Origin of the sequence: Streptomyces sp. NBC_01465, assembly GCF_036227325.1 — a bacterium.
GTDB lineage: Bacteria > Actinomycetota > Actinomycetes > Streptomycetales > Streptomycetaceae > Streptomyces.
Window position 1 is genome coordinate 4617672 of the sequence record NZ_CP109467.1, and the last position, 15103, is coordinate 4632774.

General features: G+C 69.5%; 18 protein-coding genes. 9 read left to right on the plus strand and 9 right to left on the minus strand.

Translation table 11 applies throughout. The features are described 5' to 3' along the window. The first annotated feature begins 45 nt into the window (after positions 1-45). A complete protein-coding gene (locus tag OG707_RS21810) occupies positions 46-1176 on the plus strand; it encodes an NADH:flavin oxidoreductase (protein WP_329120806.1) in 1131 nt (376 codons plus the stop codon). A gap of 73 nt (positions 1177-1249) precedes the next feature. On the opposite strand, the gene OG707_RS21815 is transcribed toward OG707_RS21810, so the two are convergent. Both OG707_RS21815 and OG707_RS21820 read right to left on the minus strand, forming a co-directional pair. Continuing rightward, positions 1250-1537 (minus strand): hypothetical protein, encoded by a 288-nt coding sequence (locus tag OG707_RS21815; RefSeq protein ID WP_329120808.1) that lies wholly within the window; start codon positions 1535-1537, stop codon positions 1250-1252. Between the two features lie 46 nt (positions 1538-1583). Beyond that, positions 1584-2162 carry a Uma2 family endonuclease gene (locus OG707_RS21820; protein WP_329120810.1) on the minus strand — a complete coding sequence of 193 codons (579 nt, stop codon included), beginning with the start codon at positions 2160-2162 and terminating at the stop codon, positions 1584-1586. 1389 nt (positions 2163-3551) lie between these two features. Between OG707_RS21820 and OG707_RS21825 the strand changes: the two genes are divergently transcribed. The 4 genes from OG707_RS21825 to OG707_RS21840 all read left to right on the plus strand — a co-directional run bounded on the left by OG707_RS21825 (position 3552) and on the right by OG707_RS21840 (position 8852). Continuing rightward, positions 3552-4793 carry an IS256 family transposase gene (locus OG707_RS21825; protein WP_329116362.1) on the plus strand — a complete coding sequence of 414 codons (1242 nt, stop codon included), beginning with the start codon at positions 3552-3554 and terminating at the stop codon, positions 4791-4793. Positions 4794-5273: 480 nt separating this feature from the next. Continuing rightward, complete coding sequence (locus OG707_RS21830; protein WP_329120812.1) at positions 5274-5822, plus strand: DUF1062 domain-containing protein; 549 nt, start codon at positions 5274-5276, stop codon at positions 5820-5822. Positions 5823-5906: 84 nt separating this feature from the next. After that, complete coding sequence (locus OG707_RS21835) at positions 5907-7214, plus strand: DUF1254 domain-containing protein (protein WP_329120815.1); 1308 nt, start codon at positions 5907-5909, stop codon at positions 7212-7214. A 153-nt stretch (positions 7215-7367) separates the two neighbouring features. After that, a complete protein-coding gene (locus OG707_RS21840) occupies positions 7368-8852 on the plus strand; it encodes an Ig-like domain-containing protein (RefSeq protein ID WP_329120818.1) in 1485 nt (494 codons plus the stop codon). Between the two features lie 79 nt (positions 8853-8931). Here the strand turns inward: OG707_RS21840 and OG707_RS21845 are convergent, their stop codons facing one another. The 6 genes from OG707_RS21845 to OG707_RS21870 all read right to left on the minus strand — a co-directional run bounded on the left by OG707_RS21845 (position 8932) and on the right by OG707_RS21870 (position 13240). After that, a complete protein-coding gene (locus OG707_RS21845) occupies positions 8932-9621 on the minus strand; it encodes a L,D-transpeptidase family protein (protein ID WP_329120820.1) in 690 nt (229 codons plus the stop codon). A gap of 71 nt (positions 9622-9692) precedes the next feature. Then, on the minus strand, positions 9693-10916 hold the full coding sequence (locus OG707_RS21850; RefSeq protein WP_329120822.1) for a hypothetical protein: 1224 nt from the start codon (positions 10914-10916) through the stop codon (positions 9693-9695). Continuing rightward, entirely contained in the window at positions 10913-11746 is an 834-nt protein-coding gene (locus OG707_RS21855; RefSeq protein WP_329120823.1) for a hypothetical protein, read from the minus strand. The genes OG707_RS21850 and OG707_RS21855 overlap by 4 nt, the downstream gene beginning before the upstream one ends. 86 nt (positions 11747-11832) lie before the next feature. Further along, a complete protein-coding gene (locus OG707_RS21860; RefSeq protein ID WP_329120825.1) occupies positions 11833-12204 on the minus strand; it encodes a VOC family protein in 372 nt (123 codons plus the stop codon). Positions 12205-12210: 6 nt separating this feature from the next. Next, a complete protein-coding gene (locus OG707_RS21865; protein ID WP_329120827.1) occupies positions 12211-12420 on the minus strand; it encodes a DUF397 domain-containing protein in 210 nt (69 codons plus the stop codon). Continuing rightward, the gene (locus OG707_RS21870) at positions 12395-13240 is read right to left on the minus strand and encodes a helix-turn-helix domain-containing protein (protein WP_329120829.1); all 846 of its coding nucleotides are present in this window, start codon (positions 13238-13240) and stop codon (positions 12395-12397) included. The genes OG707_RS21865 and OG707_RS21870 overlap by 26 nt, the downstream gene beginning before the upstream one ends. Positions 13241-13356: 116 nt before the next feature. On the opposite strand from OG707_RS21870, the gene OG707_RS21875 reads away from it, so the two are divergent. From OG707_RS21875 to OG707_RS21890, 4 genes are read left to right on the plus strand one after another with little or no spacing between them, the layout of a single operon-like run. Continuing rightward, positions 13357-13575 carry a hypothetical protein gene (locus tag OG707_RS21875; RefSeq protein WP_329120831.1) on the plus strand — a complete coding sequence of 73 codons (219 nt, stop codon included), beginning with the start codon at positions 13357-13359 and terminating at the stop codon, positions 13573-13575. Continuing rightward, complete coding sequence (locus OG707_RS21880) at positions 13572-13775, plus strand: hypothetical protein (RefSeq protein WP_329128242.1); 204 nt, start codon at positions 13572-13574, stop codon at positions 13773-13775. Before OG707_RS21875 ends, OG707_RS21880 begins: the two co-directional genes overlap by 4 nt. Before the next feature lie 50 nt (positions 13776-13825). Then, complete coding sequence (locus OG707_RS21885) at positions 13826-14077, plus strand: hypothetical protein (protein ID WP_329120834.1); 252 nt, start codon at positions 13826-13828, stop codon at positions 14075-14077. Beyond that, positions 14074-14445 carry a fic family toxin-antitoxin system, toxin component gene (locus tag OG707_RS21890; RefSeq protein ID WP_329120837.1) on the plus strand — a complete coding sequence of 124 codons (372 nt, stop codon included), beginning with the start codon at positions 14074-14076 and terminating at the stop codon, positions 14443-14445. The genes OG707_RS21885 and OG707_RS21890 overlap by 4 nt, the downstream gene beginning before the upstream one ends. A gap of 59 nt (positions 14446-14504) precedes the next feature. Here the strand turns inward: OG707_RS21890 and OG707_RS21895 are convergent, their stop codons facing one another. Further along, complete coding sequence (locus tag OG707_RS21895) at positions 14505-15002, minus strand: N-acetyltransferase (protein WP_329120839.1); 498 nt, start codon at positions 15000-15002, stop codon at positions 14505-14507. Positions 15003-15103: the final 101 nt, after the last annotated feature.

The window sequence follows — 15103 nt, forward strand, 5'->3', positions numbered from 1 at the left end:
TGCATACGCACACATCTAAGCGCCCCCTTTCCAAGGAGCCCCCACGTGACCGTCGCCGCCGATGCCACCCGTGCCGCCCGGATACTCTCCCGCCCGGTCCAGCTCAACGGCCTCACCGTCCCCAACCGGATCGTCATGGCGCCCATGACCCGGCAGTTCTCCCCGGGCGGCATTCCCGGCGAGGATGTCGTCTCGTACTACGCGCGCCGTGCCGCCGCGGGCGTCGGCCTCATCGTCACCGAGGGCACCTACGTCGGCCACGACTCGGCCGGCGACAGCGGTCGCGTCCCGCGCTTCCACGGCGAGGAGCAGCTCGCGGGGTGGAAGAAGGTCGTGGACGCGGTGCACGCGGCGGGCGGCACGATCGTTCCGCAGCTGTGGCACATCGGCATGGTGCGCAAGGCGGGTGCGCCGCCGTACGCGGAGGCCCCCGCCGTCGGCCCCTCCGGTGTCACCTCCGCCGACGCCGAGGTCACCGGCAAGGCGATGACGCAGCAGGACCTGGACGACGTGGTCGCCGCGTTCGCGCAGGCCGCCGCGGACGCCGAGCGCCTGGGCTTCGACGGGGTCGAGCTGCACGGGGCGCACGGCTACCTGGTCGACCAGTTCTTCTGGGAGGGCACCAACCGGCGTACGGACGCGTACGGGGGCTCCGCCGTCGCCCGTACGAAGTTCGCCGCCGAGATCGTGGCCGCGGTGCGCGCCGCCGTCTCCCCGGAGTTCCCGATCCTCTTCCGCTACTCGCAGTGGAAGCAGCAGGACTACGACGCGCGCCTCGCCGAGACCCCCGAGGAGCTCGAAGCGATCCTGGCCCCGCTCGCCGCGGCCGGTGTGGACGCCTTCCACGCTTCCACCCGCCGCTACTGGGTCCCCGAGTTCGAGGGCTCCGACCTGAACCTGGCGGGCTGGACGAAGAAGCTCACGGGCAAGCCCACCATCTCGGTCGGCTCGGTGGGTCTCGACGGCGGCGACTTCCTGCGCTCCTTCGCGGGCGAGGGCGCCACGGCCAAGGGCATCGACGATCTGCTGGACCGTCTGGAGAGCGACGAGTTCGAGATGGTCGCGGTCGGCCGTGCGCTGCTGCAGGATCCGGAGTGGGCGGCGAAGGTGCTGGACGGCCGGACGGACGAGCTGGCTGCGTACGACGCGCAGTCGGCGCTGAAGTCGCTGAGCTGACCTGACCGTCTGCTGAACACGAGAGGGCGGCTCCCCGCAGCGGGGAGCCGCCCTCGTCGTTCCGGGCGCGGCCTCAGCCCTGGTTGCGCCAGGCGTCGCGCCCGGCCTGGGCTGCGCTCTGCGCGGCGTTCTGGGCCTGGTGCAGGGTGCGGGAGGCGAGCTCGGTGGGCGGGACGTCCCAGGTGCCGGTCCAGTTGCGCCCGGCGCGGGCGAGCTCGTAGACGAGGACGCCGATGCCCACGGTCGCGGTCAGCGCACCCAGCGCGGTGAGCGCGGCGCCGGTGGCGAGGGTGCGCTGCTGGGGGCGGAACTCGGTCCAGGAGATCTTGGACATGCTCGTGTTCATGTTCGTGTCAGCCATGGTTCCACCATGGGGGCGGGGGGACGGGGGCGCACGCGGAGAGGGGTCAGGAGGCGTAGTCCTTGAGTTCCTCGGTGTCCAGGGTGATGCCGACGGGGTCGGGGAGCGCGACTTCGGCGCCGAAGGGGTAGGACGGGTGCTGCTGGTACGTACCGTCCTTCGGCTCGCTGTACACGGTGAGGGTGTCGTCGTCGCGGTCGATGAGGAGGTAGACGGGGATGTCGGCTTCGGCGTAACCGATGGGCTTGTCGATGCGGTCTCGCTGGTTGGTGTCGGCGTCACGGGAAGTGATCTCGACGGCCATCAGAATCCCCTCGGTGTCGGACCACTCGCCGTGCCCACGGAAGTGCCGACGGGGTGCGAGGACCGCGTCCGCGCGAGCGCGACCCTTGCGGTAAGCCTCTGCCTTGACGCCGCGCTCAGGCATGAGATTCAGCTCGGGCCGCTGCTGCATGCACTGCCGCACCAGCCACATGAGCATCTCACTGTGATTGCCGTCGGGCATTGCCTTGACCACGAGCCTTCCGTTGATGAATTCAAGCCTCACCGTCTCCGGGGCGTGGTGAGCGATCTGCTCGAACTCCTCGACGGTCATCTGGGCGTGCTCGGCGGTGCTGGGGGTCATGGCGTCGCCTCCTCCCCTACATCGTGCCCCGCTTCGGGCGCGAGTGAGCTGAACTGACATGTGCGGGTCCTCTCGGGCGCGGGCAGGGGTGCCCCAAGGCGTGGATGGGGAGCTGCGTGGAAATGGCAGCCGGGGCCGACTTGCGGCGGGGCCGCGCACGCCGCCCGGAAGTGTCGCGGGCGGGGCGAGCAGAGGTGTTCGTTAACCGGACACGCTAGAGGGTCGCGACGGTGGGTGGCAACCCCGTCGCGGTAAGTCAACTGGGTTGGGGTGGGCCTGGGTTGAGGTGGTGGGCTTCGGGTGGGTGGTTGCGTGGCGGGCTCGTCTCGCGCCTTCGGCGCAAGGAGGCTGGCTACAGCGAACAGGTGGGGGGGGGCGCGGGTCGGTTGCCGGTCGCGCGGCTCGGCGGGTTGTTGGTGTTTCAGGATGTACGACGCTGCGCGTCGTAGGTCTCGCCCTGGGGGCGAGTCCGGCTGGCTGCTGCCGCGTGGTGGTTGCGGTTTCGTGGACACCGCGATGCTCGTGCGGACCGGTAGGGCTGATCGGTTCGGCTGCGGGGCACTTCGGCGGGGGGTGACCGTTACAGCTTCCGGGGTGGAGCTCCGCTCCCCGCGCCGGTGGCACAGGTCGCACCACCTGAATGGGGCTGCTGGCCTCGGCTCGGCGTCAACGGGCCGCCGCCGGGCGGGACTTCATGCCCGGCTGGTCGCCGCCCGGTGGGTGAGGTGGGGGCGGGGGCCTGTTACCCCGGGTTACTGTCGGAAACGGACAGGCATAGCGGACATATGGGCCCGCCTGGTGTCCGCTTCCGGCCGCAACGGGGCAACTGGCGTCGACTCCGACTACTCCGAGATGCGGAGGTCCGGTCCCACCGGACCTCCGTATCTCGCAGTGGCAGCCACACCGCCCAAACCGGGCAAAGGGTGCACTGTGGGTGTCGCCGCCCCACCACCCACCGGGCGGTGACCAGCGGGGCATGAAGTCGAGCCAACGGACCGGCGGTTGACGCTGAGCCGGGAGCAACTGCCCCATGCCAAGGGTGCGCGAACCGGCCGCCCCGCACCCACCCCGCCCCGGACCACATCCCGGCCGGGGTGCTGTTGCGGGCGCAGCCCGCACCCCGACCCCGGCTCACCGCTCGCAGCCCCGGGCCCATCCCGGCACCCGCCCTTCCGGTCCGGGCCACACCCCACCCCAGGTCCCCTTGCCACTGTGGCCAGGCCTCCCTGCCGATGGCGTCCCGCTGAGTGGTGTAGCCGATCCGGGTCTTGGAATGCGCGGGTGTCTGCCCGGGGCGTGCGCCCGCTGGTGGTGACTGCTCCCTGACCAAGGGGCAGGCCATCGCGTAAGTCTCCCTGGTGAACGGCCAGTTCAACCGAGGAGGACGCGATGGCCTTGTCCCAGTCTGACCTGATGCGGCTACTGGAGTCACTACGTACGGCCGATGGAATCGAGTCGATCAGGGTGTTGTGCGAGCGGATCCTGCAAGAACTCATCGAAGCCGAAGCAACCGAAGCCATCGGGGCTGCCCCCGGTGAGCACTCGAGCGACCGTGTGGCCTGGCGCAATGGCCATCGCGACCGGCTGCTGACCTCGCAGGCCGGCGACTTGGACCTGAAGATTCCCAAGGTGCGGAGCGGGTCGTTCTTCCCCTCGTTGCTGGAACGCCGACGGCGTATCGACCGGGCCCTGTTCGCCGTGGTGATGGAGGCATACGTGCACGGTGTCTCCACCCGGTCGGTCGATGACCTGGTCAAAGCACTCGGTGCGGACAGCGGGATCTCGAAGTCCGAGGTGTCGCGGATCTGCGGCGAACTCGACGCGGAACTCACCGCGTTCAAGGAACGGCCTCTGGACCACACGGTCTTCCCCTACGTCTTCCTGGACGCGACGTACTGCAAGGCGCGGGTGAACCACCGGATCGTCTCGCAGGCGGTGGTCATCGCGACCGGGATCTCGGCGAGCGGGCACCGCGAGGTCCTTGGACTGATGGTCGGCGACAGCGAGTCAAAGCCGTTCTGGACCACGTTCCTTCGCAGCCTGCGCTCCCGCGGCCTGGACAACGTCCAGCTGGTGATTTCCGATTCGCACAGCGGTCTGGTGGCCGCGATCCGCACCGTGTTCCTCGGATCGGCCTGGCAAAGGTGCCGCGTCCACTTCGTGCGCGACGTCTTCTCGGTGATCGAGAAGGGCTCCGGGGAGATGGTCGCGGCAACGATCCGTACCATCTTCGCGCAGACGACCGCCGAGACCGTCCGCGCCCAGCTCAACGTGGTGGCCGACATGCTCGGACGCCAGTTTCCCAAGGTCAAGGCCATGTTGCTGGAAGCCGCACCGGACATCACCGCGTTCGCGGACTTCCCGCCCGCGCACTGGAAGAAGATCTGGTCCACGAACCCGCTGGAGCGGCTGAACCGAGAGATCAAACGCAGGACCGATGTCGTCCAAGTCTTCCCCAACCCCGCCGCCCTCGACCGCCTCGCCGCCGCGGTCCTGGCCGAACTCCACGACGAGTGGCAGGTCTTCGACCGCCGCTACCTCTCCGAAGGCTCCATGGCCGAACTCTTCACCGACAAGCCCACACCGCAACGAAAGATCCCCACACAACCGGAACCCAACAAGCTCGACTGACTACACCACTCGGCGGGACATGACCGATAGCCGCCAACCCCAGCGCTGGAGGGGTCGGAGTCAAGGGTGGAGCGCAGCGGAATCGCGCAGCGACGGCCGAAGGCCGCCCTTTACTCCGGACCCGGAAGCGCGCACACTCCCGGCGTCGGTTGACAGGGAGACCCACCCAACGAAGCCCCCGACCAGGGGAAACGGGTAGGAGCCCCACCAACCCCCGCCCCCGCCCCCGGCAAGGGGCGACGGCAGGCGTGCCGGGTGGCGCGGTGCCGTGGGGGTCGGGCTCATGCGGCTGGGCGCCGCGTAAATCGGTGGTGCCGCGCCGCTGGGCTCAATTATCTTGCTGGCGGACCGAGTCGGCTGAGTAGAGGACGTGCCGTTGTACACCAAGTGAGACACCCCGAGCGATGAATCGTCGCGCGTCGCACCTGTGCGCCGTGCCCCTTTTTGCTGCGGATTTCTCACTGAAACCGGTGTACTGCTGTGCTCGAAACCTGGGTGGTCATGCCCACCTGCCTTCCTCTTGTCCTCCGCCGCTGTCATGCGTGCGCGTCCGAACGCTTCCGGGCGAACGGCAAGTTCCGTATCAACGCCAATCACAAGCTCCTCGACGCCTGGCTCCTCGTGCTCTGCACGACGTGCGGGGACACGGCGAAGCTCACGGTCTTCGAGCGGACGAACGTCCGCTCCGTACCGCCTGAGCTGCTCGACCGGATGCATGCCAACGACCCTTCGCTGGCAGCCGAGTTGCTCCAGGACCCGGTGCTTCAGCGCCGCAATCGCATCGCCCTCGACTGGGACGGTGCGTGGCGTCTCGACACCGGAGGGACTGACCTTGCGGACCGTGAGGTGATCGACGTGTCGGTGCGCTTCGCCGCGCGGATCCCCGTCCGGCCGGAGCGGCTCATCGCCGAAGGGTTCGGTCTTTCGCGGGCCGAGGTCAAGAGGCTGATGAAGGAGGAGAAGGTCATGTCGGCGGTCCGGCTGAGCGGCAAGCTCTCCGGCGACTTCGCCTTCATGCTCAAGCGCTGAGGGGATGCGCCGAGTCGCCGGAGCCCCTCCGCCGTGTGAGATTCGATCCGGTGGAGGGGTTCTGGCTGACGGGAGTGCGGTGGCATGGCTGACGATCTTGACGGTCTGGCGGCGGAGGCGTGGCTGTTCGGCTATCCGCTGCTGCTGATGGACGCCACGCGACGGGTGATGACGTCCGGTCCGCAGGCGACGCCGGTCAATGCCTTCTCTCACCTGCGGGAGTTTCCGGACGCGTCGTTCACCAAGGTCGTGTCGCCCAACGCGGACACGTTGTACTCCATCGCGTGGCTGGACCTGCGGGCGGAGCCGATGCTGATCAGCATGGCGGACAGCGGCGGCCGGTACTGGATGCTGCCCCTGCTCTCCGCCTGGACCGACGTCATCGCCTCCCCCGGCAGCCGTACCACCGGGGGAGGCGCCGGCACCTTCGCGGTGTGCGGTCCCGGGTGGGACGGCAGCCTGCCCGACGGGGTCGAGCGCATCGACGCACCCACCGCCCTGACCTGGGTGATCGGCCGGACCAATACCGCCGGTCCGGCGGACTACCCGGCTGTGCACGCCCTCCAGGACCGGATGCGCCTGGAGCCGCTGTCCCGCTTCGACCCGACAGCCCCGCAGCCCGTGTCCGTACCCCCGCTGCCCGACGACATCCCGGGCGCGGCCCCGGTGGAGTACGTCGAGGCGCTGAGCGGTGAAGCGTTCTTCACCGCGCTGGGCGAACTGCTCGTCGACAACCCGCCCACTGCCGCCGATGCCCCGGCGATGGAGCGTTTCGCCGCTCTCGGTCTCACCACCGGGCAGCCCTGGAACCCGGACGCGCTGAGCCCGGCAGCCCGCCAAGCCGTCCTCGACGCCCCCGCAGCCGGCCGCGCGGCCGTCGCGCGCGCCAAGGCGGCGCAGTTCGCCGACAGCCCCGGCGGCTGGTCCACGCTGCGGGGCAACGGCGACTTCGGTACGGACTACACCCGGCGGGCCTTCGTCGCGCAGATCGGCCTGGGCGCCAACCTGGACGCCGACGCGATCTACCCCGGCGCCCGCAGCGACGACCAGGGGCGCCCGCTGACGGGCGCGTACCGCTACCGCATCCATTTCACCGCCGATCAACTGCCCCCGGTGGACGGCTTCTGGTCGCTGACCCTCTACAACGAGCGCCAGGCCTTCGCCGACAACCCGCTCAACCGGTACGCCATCGGCGACCGCGACCCCCTCGTCTTCGCCGCCGACGGCTCGCTGACGCTCCACATCCAGCACGACAGCCCCGGCCCGGAGCAGGAGGCGAACTGGCTGCCCGCCCCCGCCGACGCCTTCAACCTCTTCTTCCGGCTCTACTGGCCCAGGCCGTCCGTCGTTGACGGCACTTGGGCTCTGCCGCCCCTCCAGCGCGTCGACTGATGCACCGCAGAGCGAAAACACTCGCCCAGTAGAAGCAATGAGGGGGTAGGCGAAACGTTTTGGTATGCCTGAAATGGTAGGCGTGTGCCGAGTGTCCCTCGGCTGACCGTGAGTGGGGGACCATCACATCGGCTGACACAAGGAGATGCATTGATGCGTGCTCAGAGAAGCACGTCGGTGCTGGTCGCATTCGCTGCGGCCGGCTTTCTGGCGGTAGGTGCACAGCCCGCGACGGCCGCGCAGACAGCGGGGGGCGGCACGGACACACTGCGGGCGAGCGCGGCGAGTTGCACGCCGACCGCGCCGTTCACGGGCTGCCAGCAGTTCGCGTACACCGGCTCCAGCCAGACCTTCACCGCGCCTGCTCGTGCCATCGAGATCAAGGCAGTGATCAAGGGGGGTGGCGGAGGAGGCAGTGATGCGGCGATCGCCAGTCAGCAGGGTGGCGCGGGCGGTACGACGACCGCGACCATGCCGGTCGAACCGGGCGAGAGCCTGACGGTGACCGTCGCAGGCGGCGGCAAGGCGGGCAGTGAGTCCAGCCTGGGCGGCTACAAGGGCGGTGGCCATGGTGGGCGCGGCACCCGTTCGGGCGGCGGCGGCGGCGGGATGAGCGGCCTGTGGAAGGGACAGACCGCGCTGGCCATCGCCGGTGGCGGTGGTGGTGCGGGCGGTGGCACCGGCCAGGCCGGAGCGGCCGGTGGCGCGGGCGGCGGCACGGCCGGCGCCGAGGGAACGGTCGCCGCATCCGGCGGTGGCGGTACGCAGAGTGCGGGCGGCGTGGGCGGTACGGGCACTACGTGCACCACCGACGCTGAGGACGGTGTGCAGTTCAAGGGCGGGAAGGCTGCGTTCGGCGGTGACTCCGACGCCGGTGGTGGCGGCGGTGCCGGCTGGTACGGCGGCGGCGGTGGCGGTTGCGCCGTGCACCAGGGGGTCGGCGACGCGGGCGGCGGCGGCGGCTCCGGCTATGTCAATCACAGTGCCCACGTCACCGGCTCCACCCAGGAGGGTGGCGGCGGTACCGCGGGCACCAACCAGACCGCGGGCGGAAACGGTTCTGTAAAGATCCAGTGGCGCCTGCTCGAGCCCCCGAAGATCACCGGACCGGCCGACGGCGGTTCTGCGCCCGGTGACGGCCCGATCAAGGGCACCGGTGAGCCGGACGCCACGGTCACGGTGAAGGACAAGGACGGCAACACCCTCTGCACCGCCAAGGTCGACGCGCACGGCAACTGGCACTGCACGCCGACCAAGCTCCTGCCGTGCGGTCCGAACGAGCTGACCGCCACGCAGAAGCTCGGTGACGTCACCTCGGAGCCCGAGAAGATCACCTTCACGGTCACCAAGCCGTGCATCGAGGCCCCGAAGATCATCAGTGCGCCCCCGGCCTCCTCGCCCAAGGCGCCGGTGAAGGGCACCAGCCCCGTCCACCACGGCACGGTGACCGTCCGCGACGAGAACGGCAACGTCGTCTGCACCGCCAAGGTGCCGGCGAGCGGGAAGTGGTCCTGCACGCCGAAGAAGAAGCTCCCGTACTGCACGGAGCTGACGGCGACCCTCACCGTCAATGGCGTCACGTCGCGGCCGTCGAAGCCGTTCCGTACCTACTGCCCGCCCAAGTGGGGCATGAAGTAACCCTGCACGTATAGGAGTTACGGCAGTACGCATGCCTGTGGGGCCCGACCGATGTTCCGGTCGGGCCCCACAGTGTGTGTCAGCTGGGCTTGTGGCCGTAGACGTACACGGTGTCGCCGACCTGGAGCACGTTCCACAGCCGGGCCGCGTCCGCCGGGCGCAGGTTCACGCATCCTGCGGAGCCGGGGCCGGTGAACAGGTTCGTCAGCGAACCGTGGAGGGCCTGGCCGCCGGCGAAGTACTGGGAGTGGGGCATGGGCGTGTTGTGGTAGAGCGTCGAGATCTCGTCCCGCTTCTTGCGGGTGATGCTGTGCCATCCGCCCCGGGTCTCAAGTCCCTTGCGGCCACTGCGGATCGGGACCGCACCGTAGATCACCTTGCGGCCGCGCTGCACCCACATCAGCTGCCGGCTCAGGTCCACGCAGGCCACCCGCCACGAGCGGACGGGGCACTTCCCCGCGGCGTTCGGATTCTTGCGGGCCGATGCGACGGTCAGGAGGTGGAGCGTGGCCGGACTCGCGTAACCGTTGGCGGGGCTCAGGCCCTCGCGGCGCTGGAACTTCTGGATCGCCTTGCAGTCCGCCGGGGACTGGCTCCCGTCGGCACGCAGCCGCAGCTGCTTCTCGACCTGTTTCTGGTACGGGCTGGGGACCGTGACGCAGCCCCCCTGGCCCGAGGTGGCGAAGGCCGCAGGGGCCATGCCTGTCATGGCCACCGTCAACCCGACGAGAACCCCCAGCGCACCTCCCCGTACACGACTGAATTCCATGGTGCAGCCTCTCGTGCAGCCGAAATGACTTTGCGCCCTTACGCTTATCCGCGCCGATGCGTGACGCACCGTCAGATGAGCCGATAGAGGGCCGGAATCCAGCGAATGGCTCTAGGCCTGCACAGGAGTGCGACGGCGGTGAGCGCGGCTGCGGCGGCAGGGGCTGCCAGGAGGATGTGCGGGACGGCGTCCGAGTACATGATCCTGGCCGCCGCGTCGCTCATCCGCGTCAGGGCCGATGACGGGGCGCTGATCCCCGGGTGGTCGTTGATCGCGATCACCGCCGTCTCGATGAAGGCGGCTGTCGCGTAGCCGGCCCAGTGCCGGACCAGCAGGCCGGCCGGGGTCAGCGGGCGGGCCCGGGGGCCGAGCAGTGCGTCCAGGGCGTAGTAGACGTACGCGCCGACGACGAAGGCCGCGAGGTAGGCGAAGAGGGTCAGATAGCGCGCACCGACGGTGCCGAACTCCGGGTTGAACAGCGTGCTGATACGGAGCGGCAGGGGGCCGAGCGCGGCCTCGCCGAGGTTGTACGCGCAGATGTCCGCCCGGGTGTCGATGCCGGAGCACCACAGCCGGGCCGTGGCCCGCGCGGCATCCGACAGGGCCGACGAGCTGAGCACCGTGAACAGGGCGCAGTAGGCGGCGCCCGCCAGCAGCGCCTTGCCGATGCGGCGCCACAGGGTGCGCCGGTCGCCTCGTAGCGTCGCCAGGGCGAAGAGCAGCACTCTGCGTCCCGACGGGCGCGAGGAGTTGGGCGTACCGGGTGATGTGCGGAACAGCAGCGCGGTCAGCGCGGCGGCTGCGCCGAGCAGGGCCGCGTGGAGCGTGCCCGTGTGCGCGTCCTTCAGGGCCGTGGTCAGGACGTCGCCGTTGTCCGTCGCGTTGATCAGGTCCGGTGAGCGCATCACCAGCAGGGCGATGAAGTGGGCGAGTGGCGCGAGGAGGAAGAGCGCCGCCGGGTAGTGGAGGAGGACGAACCGGCCGCCGCCCAGCCGCCGGGACACGAACCCGGCCGTCGTGCAGAGCACGGTAAGGAACAGGGCCAGCCAGAGCGCCTCGTGCAGTACGGCGCTGATGCCGGTGTTCCCTCCGTACAGCCAGGTGGGAGAGACGGTCGGCAGGCGCAGCGCGTCCAGGATGCCCGTGGAGTCGGCGGGCAGGGGGTTGTTGTTGCCGCCGCCGTACAGGGCGAGGTCGTCGGCCCAGTGGATCTGCACCGGCAGTACGCCGCAGAGCTGCACCAGGGCGACGGCGGCGCACACGATCAGCAGGCGGGGTGGGCGCGTGGCGGTCACGGGGCCGCCGTGACGAGGAACGGGCGGCCGTTGTTGTCCAGCGTTGTGTACTGGGTCTTCTCGCCGTCCCACCAGGTGAGGCGGGCCTGCCACGTGCAGGAGGACGATTTTGTCTGGCCGATGAGGTAGAGCGAGTAGTAGTCGTCGTCGGTGACGGTACGGGGCAGCTGGACCGGAACCCCGAACGGCAGGGCGGCCTTGGCCGCCTCCTTCTGGTGGGGGCTCGATTGGAGGCGGAGCAGGGAGACCTCTCTGCCGACGGCCATCGCATCGAGGTTGATGCCGAGGGCCTCGGGCGGCGTATCACCGCCGCAGCCACGGGTGTTGGGGGACGGGGTGCCCGCGAGAGGCGCGGAACGGCTCGTGACGGTGACGGTCAGGTCCTGGATGCGTACGGGGTTGTCCGTGTTGCCGCGCACGGTGACCAGGGCGGCCACGAAATCGCGGTGCGCGATGCGGCCCTCGCGCTCCCAGCGGGCGAACTGCCGTTCGTCGCCGTGTTCCAGGCCTTTGACGTATCCCGTGCTGCTGCCGCGGACCAGCCAGTCGGACGAGCAGGGGTCGTCGAGCTGATGCACCTGCAGCTTCACCGCGTCGTCGGGGAAGAGCTTGTTGGCCGCGGTGCAGCCGAGCGGCACCGCGGCGATGAGCAGGGCGACGACTGCGGCCGTCCGTGTCGGGTTCGCCTCGATCCGGGCGCCCAGGCGGCGGGTTGCTGCCCACAGCTGTCGGATGCGTTGTGATGTCGGCGTAGGGCTCGGTGTGGGATCGGGGTCCGGTGGGGTGGCCGGGTCGCCTGGTGTGGTGGTCGTGCCTGGCTCGCTGCTCAACTTCCCTCCCCGTGGTTCGCGAGAAACAGTTTAGGGAGTGAATGGTGGTGCGGACGCGGGGAGTTGGGGTGGAGTGTGAGGAGGGGCTAGCGGATGAGGGTCTGCTTCGGGCGGACCACGCAGAATTCGTTCCCCTCGGGGTCGGCCAGTACGGTCCATGATTCGTCGCCGCGCTGGCCCACGTCCGCCCGGCGGGCGCCGAGCGCGATGATCCGCTCGATCTCGGCCTCGCGGTCCTCGGCGGCCGACGTCAGGTCGAAGTGCAGGCGGTTCTTGACGGCTTTGCGGTCCGTTACGGGCATGAAGCAGATGCCGGTCGGGGCGGTCTCGTCCGGGCCGATCACGATCTCGCGCTCGCGTACGGAGAGGATGCGCCAGCGCAGCACTTCGGACCAGAACCGGGCCTGGGCGGGCAGGTCGTGGGCGTCGATGACGATGTGGTGCAGGGCGAGGGGCACGGCCGGTCAGGGCTGCTTGAGGTGGGCGACGAACGCGGCCCAGGCGGGGGCGCGGAAGGTGAGCGCGGGGCCTTGGGGGTTCTTGGAGTCGCGGACGGGGACGAGGCCGGGGAGGTCGGCAGCGACCTCCAGGCAGTCGCCGCCGTCGCCGCCGCTGTACGTGGACTTGCGCCAGGTGGCCGAGGTCAGGTCAGGCTTCGGGCTCGTGATCTTCATGCGCGTAATCCTCCGCCACTGATGCGATCAGGGCCAGGGATTGTTTCGGGGTGTGCGCGGTGGCCCTGAGCAGATCGTAAGACAGGTGGTGGCGGGCGACCGTGGCCGGATCGTCCATCAACTGCCCTACGCCGGAAGCCTCGATGAAAGCGAGTGGGGGCGCGTCGTCGAAGTGCATGAGCTTGAGGGGGCCGTTCATGGAGGCGTGCGCCCCGGCCGTGAACGGCAGCACCTGCACCATCACACGGCGTTTGCGCGCGAGGTCCGCGACGTGGCGCAGCGCCTCGGCCATCACCGCCGGGCTGCCGACCTGCCGACGGAGGACCGCCTCGTCCAGAACCGCCCACAACAACGGCTTTGTTGGGTCGTCCAGGAGGTGCGCGCGTTCTGTGCGGGCGGCCACCAGCTTGTCGATGACCTCCTCCGTGGCCGTTGGCTGGTAGGCGAGGAAGACCTCGCGCGCGTAGTCGGGGGTCTGGAGCAGGCCGGGGATCAGGAGGGACTCGTACTGCCTGATCTCGATCGCGATGGCCTCCGCCTCGGCCGCCTCCGCGAAGTGCTCCGGGTGCTTGGACCGGTTCGCCTTCGTGCAGTGCCGTACGAAGAACCCGCCCGCGCCCAGGATCTCGTCGAGCTTGTGCGCCATGTCGGGCAGGATGCGGCGCGTGCCCGCCTCCATCTGGCCCACGTAGGAGCCGCTGACGAACAGGAGCTCGCCCAGGGCCTGTTGGGTGAGCCCTGCTCGTTCGCGGGCGTGGTGGAGTTCTTCGCCGATCATGATGCGGCGGGACGAGGGGTCGAGGTCCTTCGGGCCGGTCATGCACATCAACTCCCCTTACAGCAACGCGCTTTGTTGGGCTGGTGCCCCTGGAAAGCGTAGAGCGGCTTGACCACGCTGTGTGGTGAAAGCGAACACTCTGCGTGGAGGAATGTGTGATGGCAATGACGGTGCAGGAGCGGGTGCGGGCCACGGAGGAGGCCGTGCGGCAACTCCGGGCGGGGCTCGGGGCGTTGGGAATCGCGCTGCCCTCGCTGCGGATGGACCCTGTGTCGGCGGCGGGTGGCGGGGCGGAGCCGCCGCTGGTCGATCTGGGGCGGTGCAGCGTGGATGTGGCGCTGCGGCTCGTGGCCGTACTGGACGGGGTGGCGTCGTGAAGGTCGGTACGTATGCCGTGGATGCGCGGAACGGGAAGGTGGGGCGGGTCATGGCGCGCGAGGGCGGCTTCGTACAGCTGCGGCCGCCGGGCGGGGGCGTGGAGTGGGACTGCCCGCCGGAGGTGCTGACCGCGGTGGAGGCGGGGGAGGCGCTGCGGGGGCTGGTGCGGGAGGTCAATCAGGAGAGGCGACTGCCGTGAGCTCTGGCCAGACGTTGCGTAGCGGGTGTAGCGATGGCTACGTTCGCTGTATGAAGCAGCTCAACATTCGCCTCGACGATGAGATGTACGCCGAACTGGAGCAGCGCGCGGCGGGAGCGCACATGACGCCTGCGGACTACGCCCGCGCCTTGCTCGCCGACGATGTCAATGAACAGCGGACCCGTTTCCTTGCGTATGCGGCGCACTTCTCGAAGAAGTGGGCAGCGTCCTTCGAGGCCGAGTTCGGGCCGTACCCGGTCAAGGAGCGGAAGGGCAAAGCCGGCGGGGGCAAGGCTGCATGATCGTGCACATCGACCGGGCGTGGCTGCTCGATGCCGCCGCCCAGCACCTTCCGTCCGACCCGGACATCACGGACTACGGCTCGCTGGCCGCAGCCGTTGCCCGGCATGCCGATGCGGTCATCGACGTGCCGGTCTACGTGGAGCCGCACCATCGTGCGGCTGCGCTCCTTCACCAGCTGGTTCGCATACCGGCTCTGGAGTTCGCCAACGAACACTTCGCTGTCGTGGTCGCCGTTTCGTACTTGGCGCTGAGCGGGCTGCAGATGGATGTGGAGGACAAGCAGGCCATTGAGCTCGTTCACCGTGTTGCCGCAGGACTGGATGTGCGGGCGACGGCAGCTGAGATCCGGTCATGGGTGGCTGGGTGAACGACGCGTGGAACGCCAGGTAGGAGGATTCGCGGAATCCTCCGGACCTGTCGGGGGGATCACACGGCGGGCGGCAGTGCGAGCCAGTCCTGCCAGGTGAGGTCGCGGCCCACGTAACGGGGCTGCTGCAAAGGCCAGTCGGCGGCGATCCACCGCGGCACCAGCGTGTCGAGCGCGCGCTCGGCCTCGCTGTCGGCGAGGTCGTCCACCACCCACCAGGAGATCTCGCCGTCGGAGCCGGCGCGCTCGGGCGGGTCGATGTAGACGCATCCGAGGAGCGCGGTCTCGTCGGAGTTCAGCAGCGCGTAGTTGAACGACTGGTGGGCCGCTATCTCCTTCTCGTGTCGCAGCAGGTCGACACGGTCCCCTTCATAGGTCATGGTCTCCGCGGGCCAGCCCCAGGCCGGTCCGTAGATCTCCCACAGGCGCTCCCGGGAACCCATCACGGCGGGGTAGTCGATCGCGGTGTCGGCCTCCCGGATGGGGCGCAGGTGGAGCGGGGTGCCGGGTACGGGCACGTGGACGGGGTGGACGAAGTCCTCAGGCAGCCAGGTCATGGGGGTTGAGGGTACGGGGGAGAGGACCTACGTCTGCCGGAATATTGCCCGGGCCCCCTCCGCGGAGTAGACGGACAGGAGGCCTCGGATTTGTGCCGCGG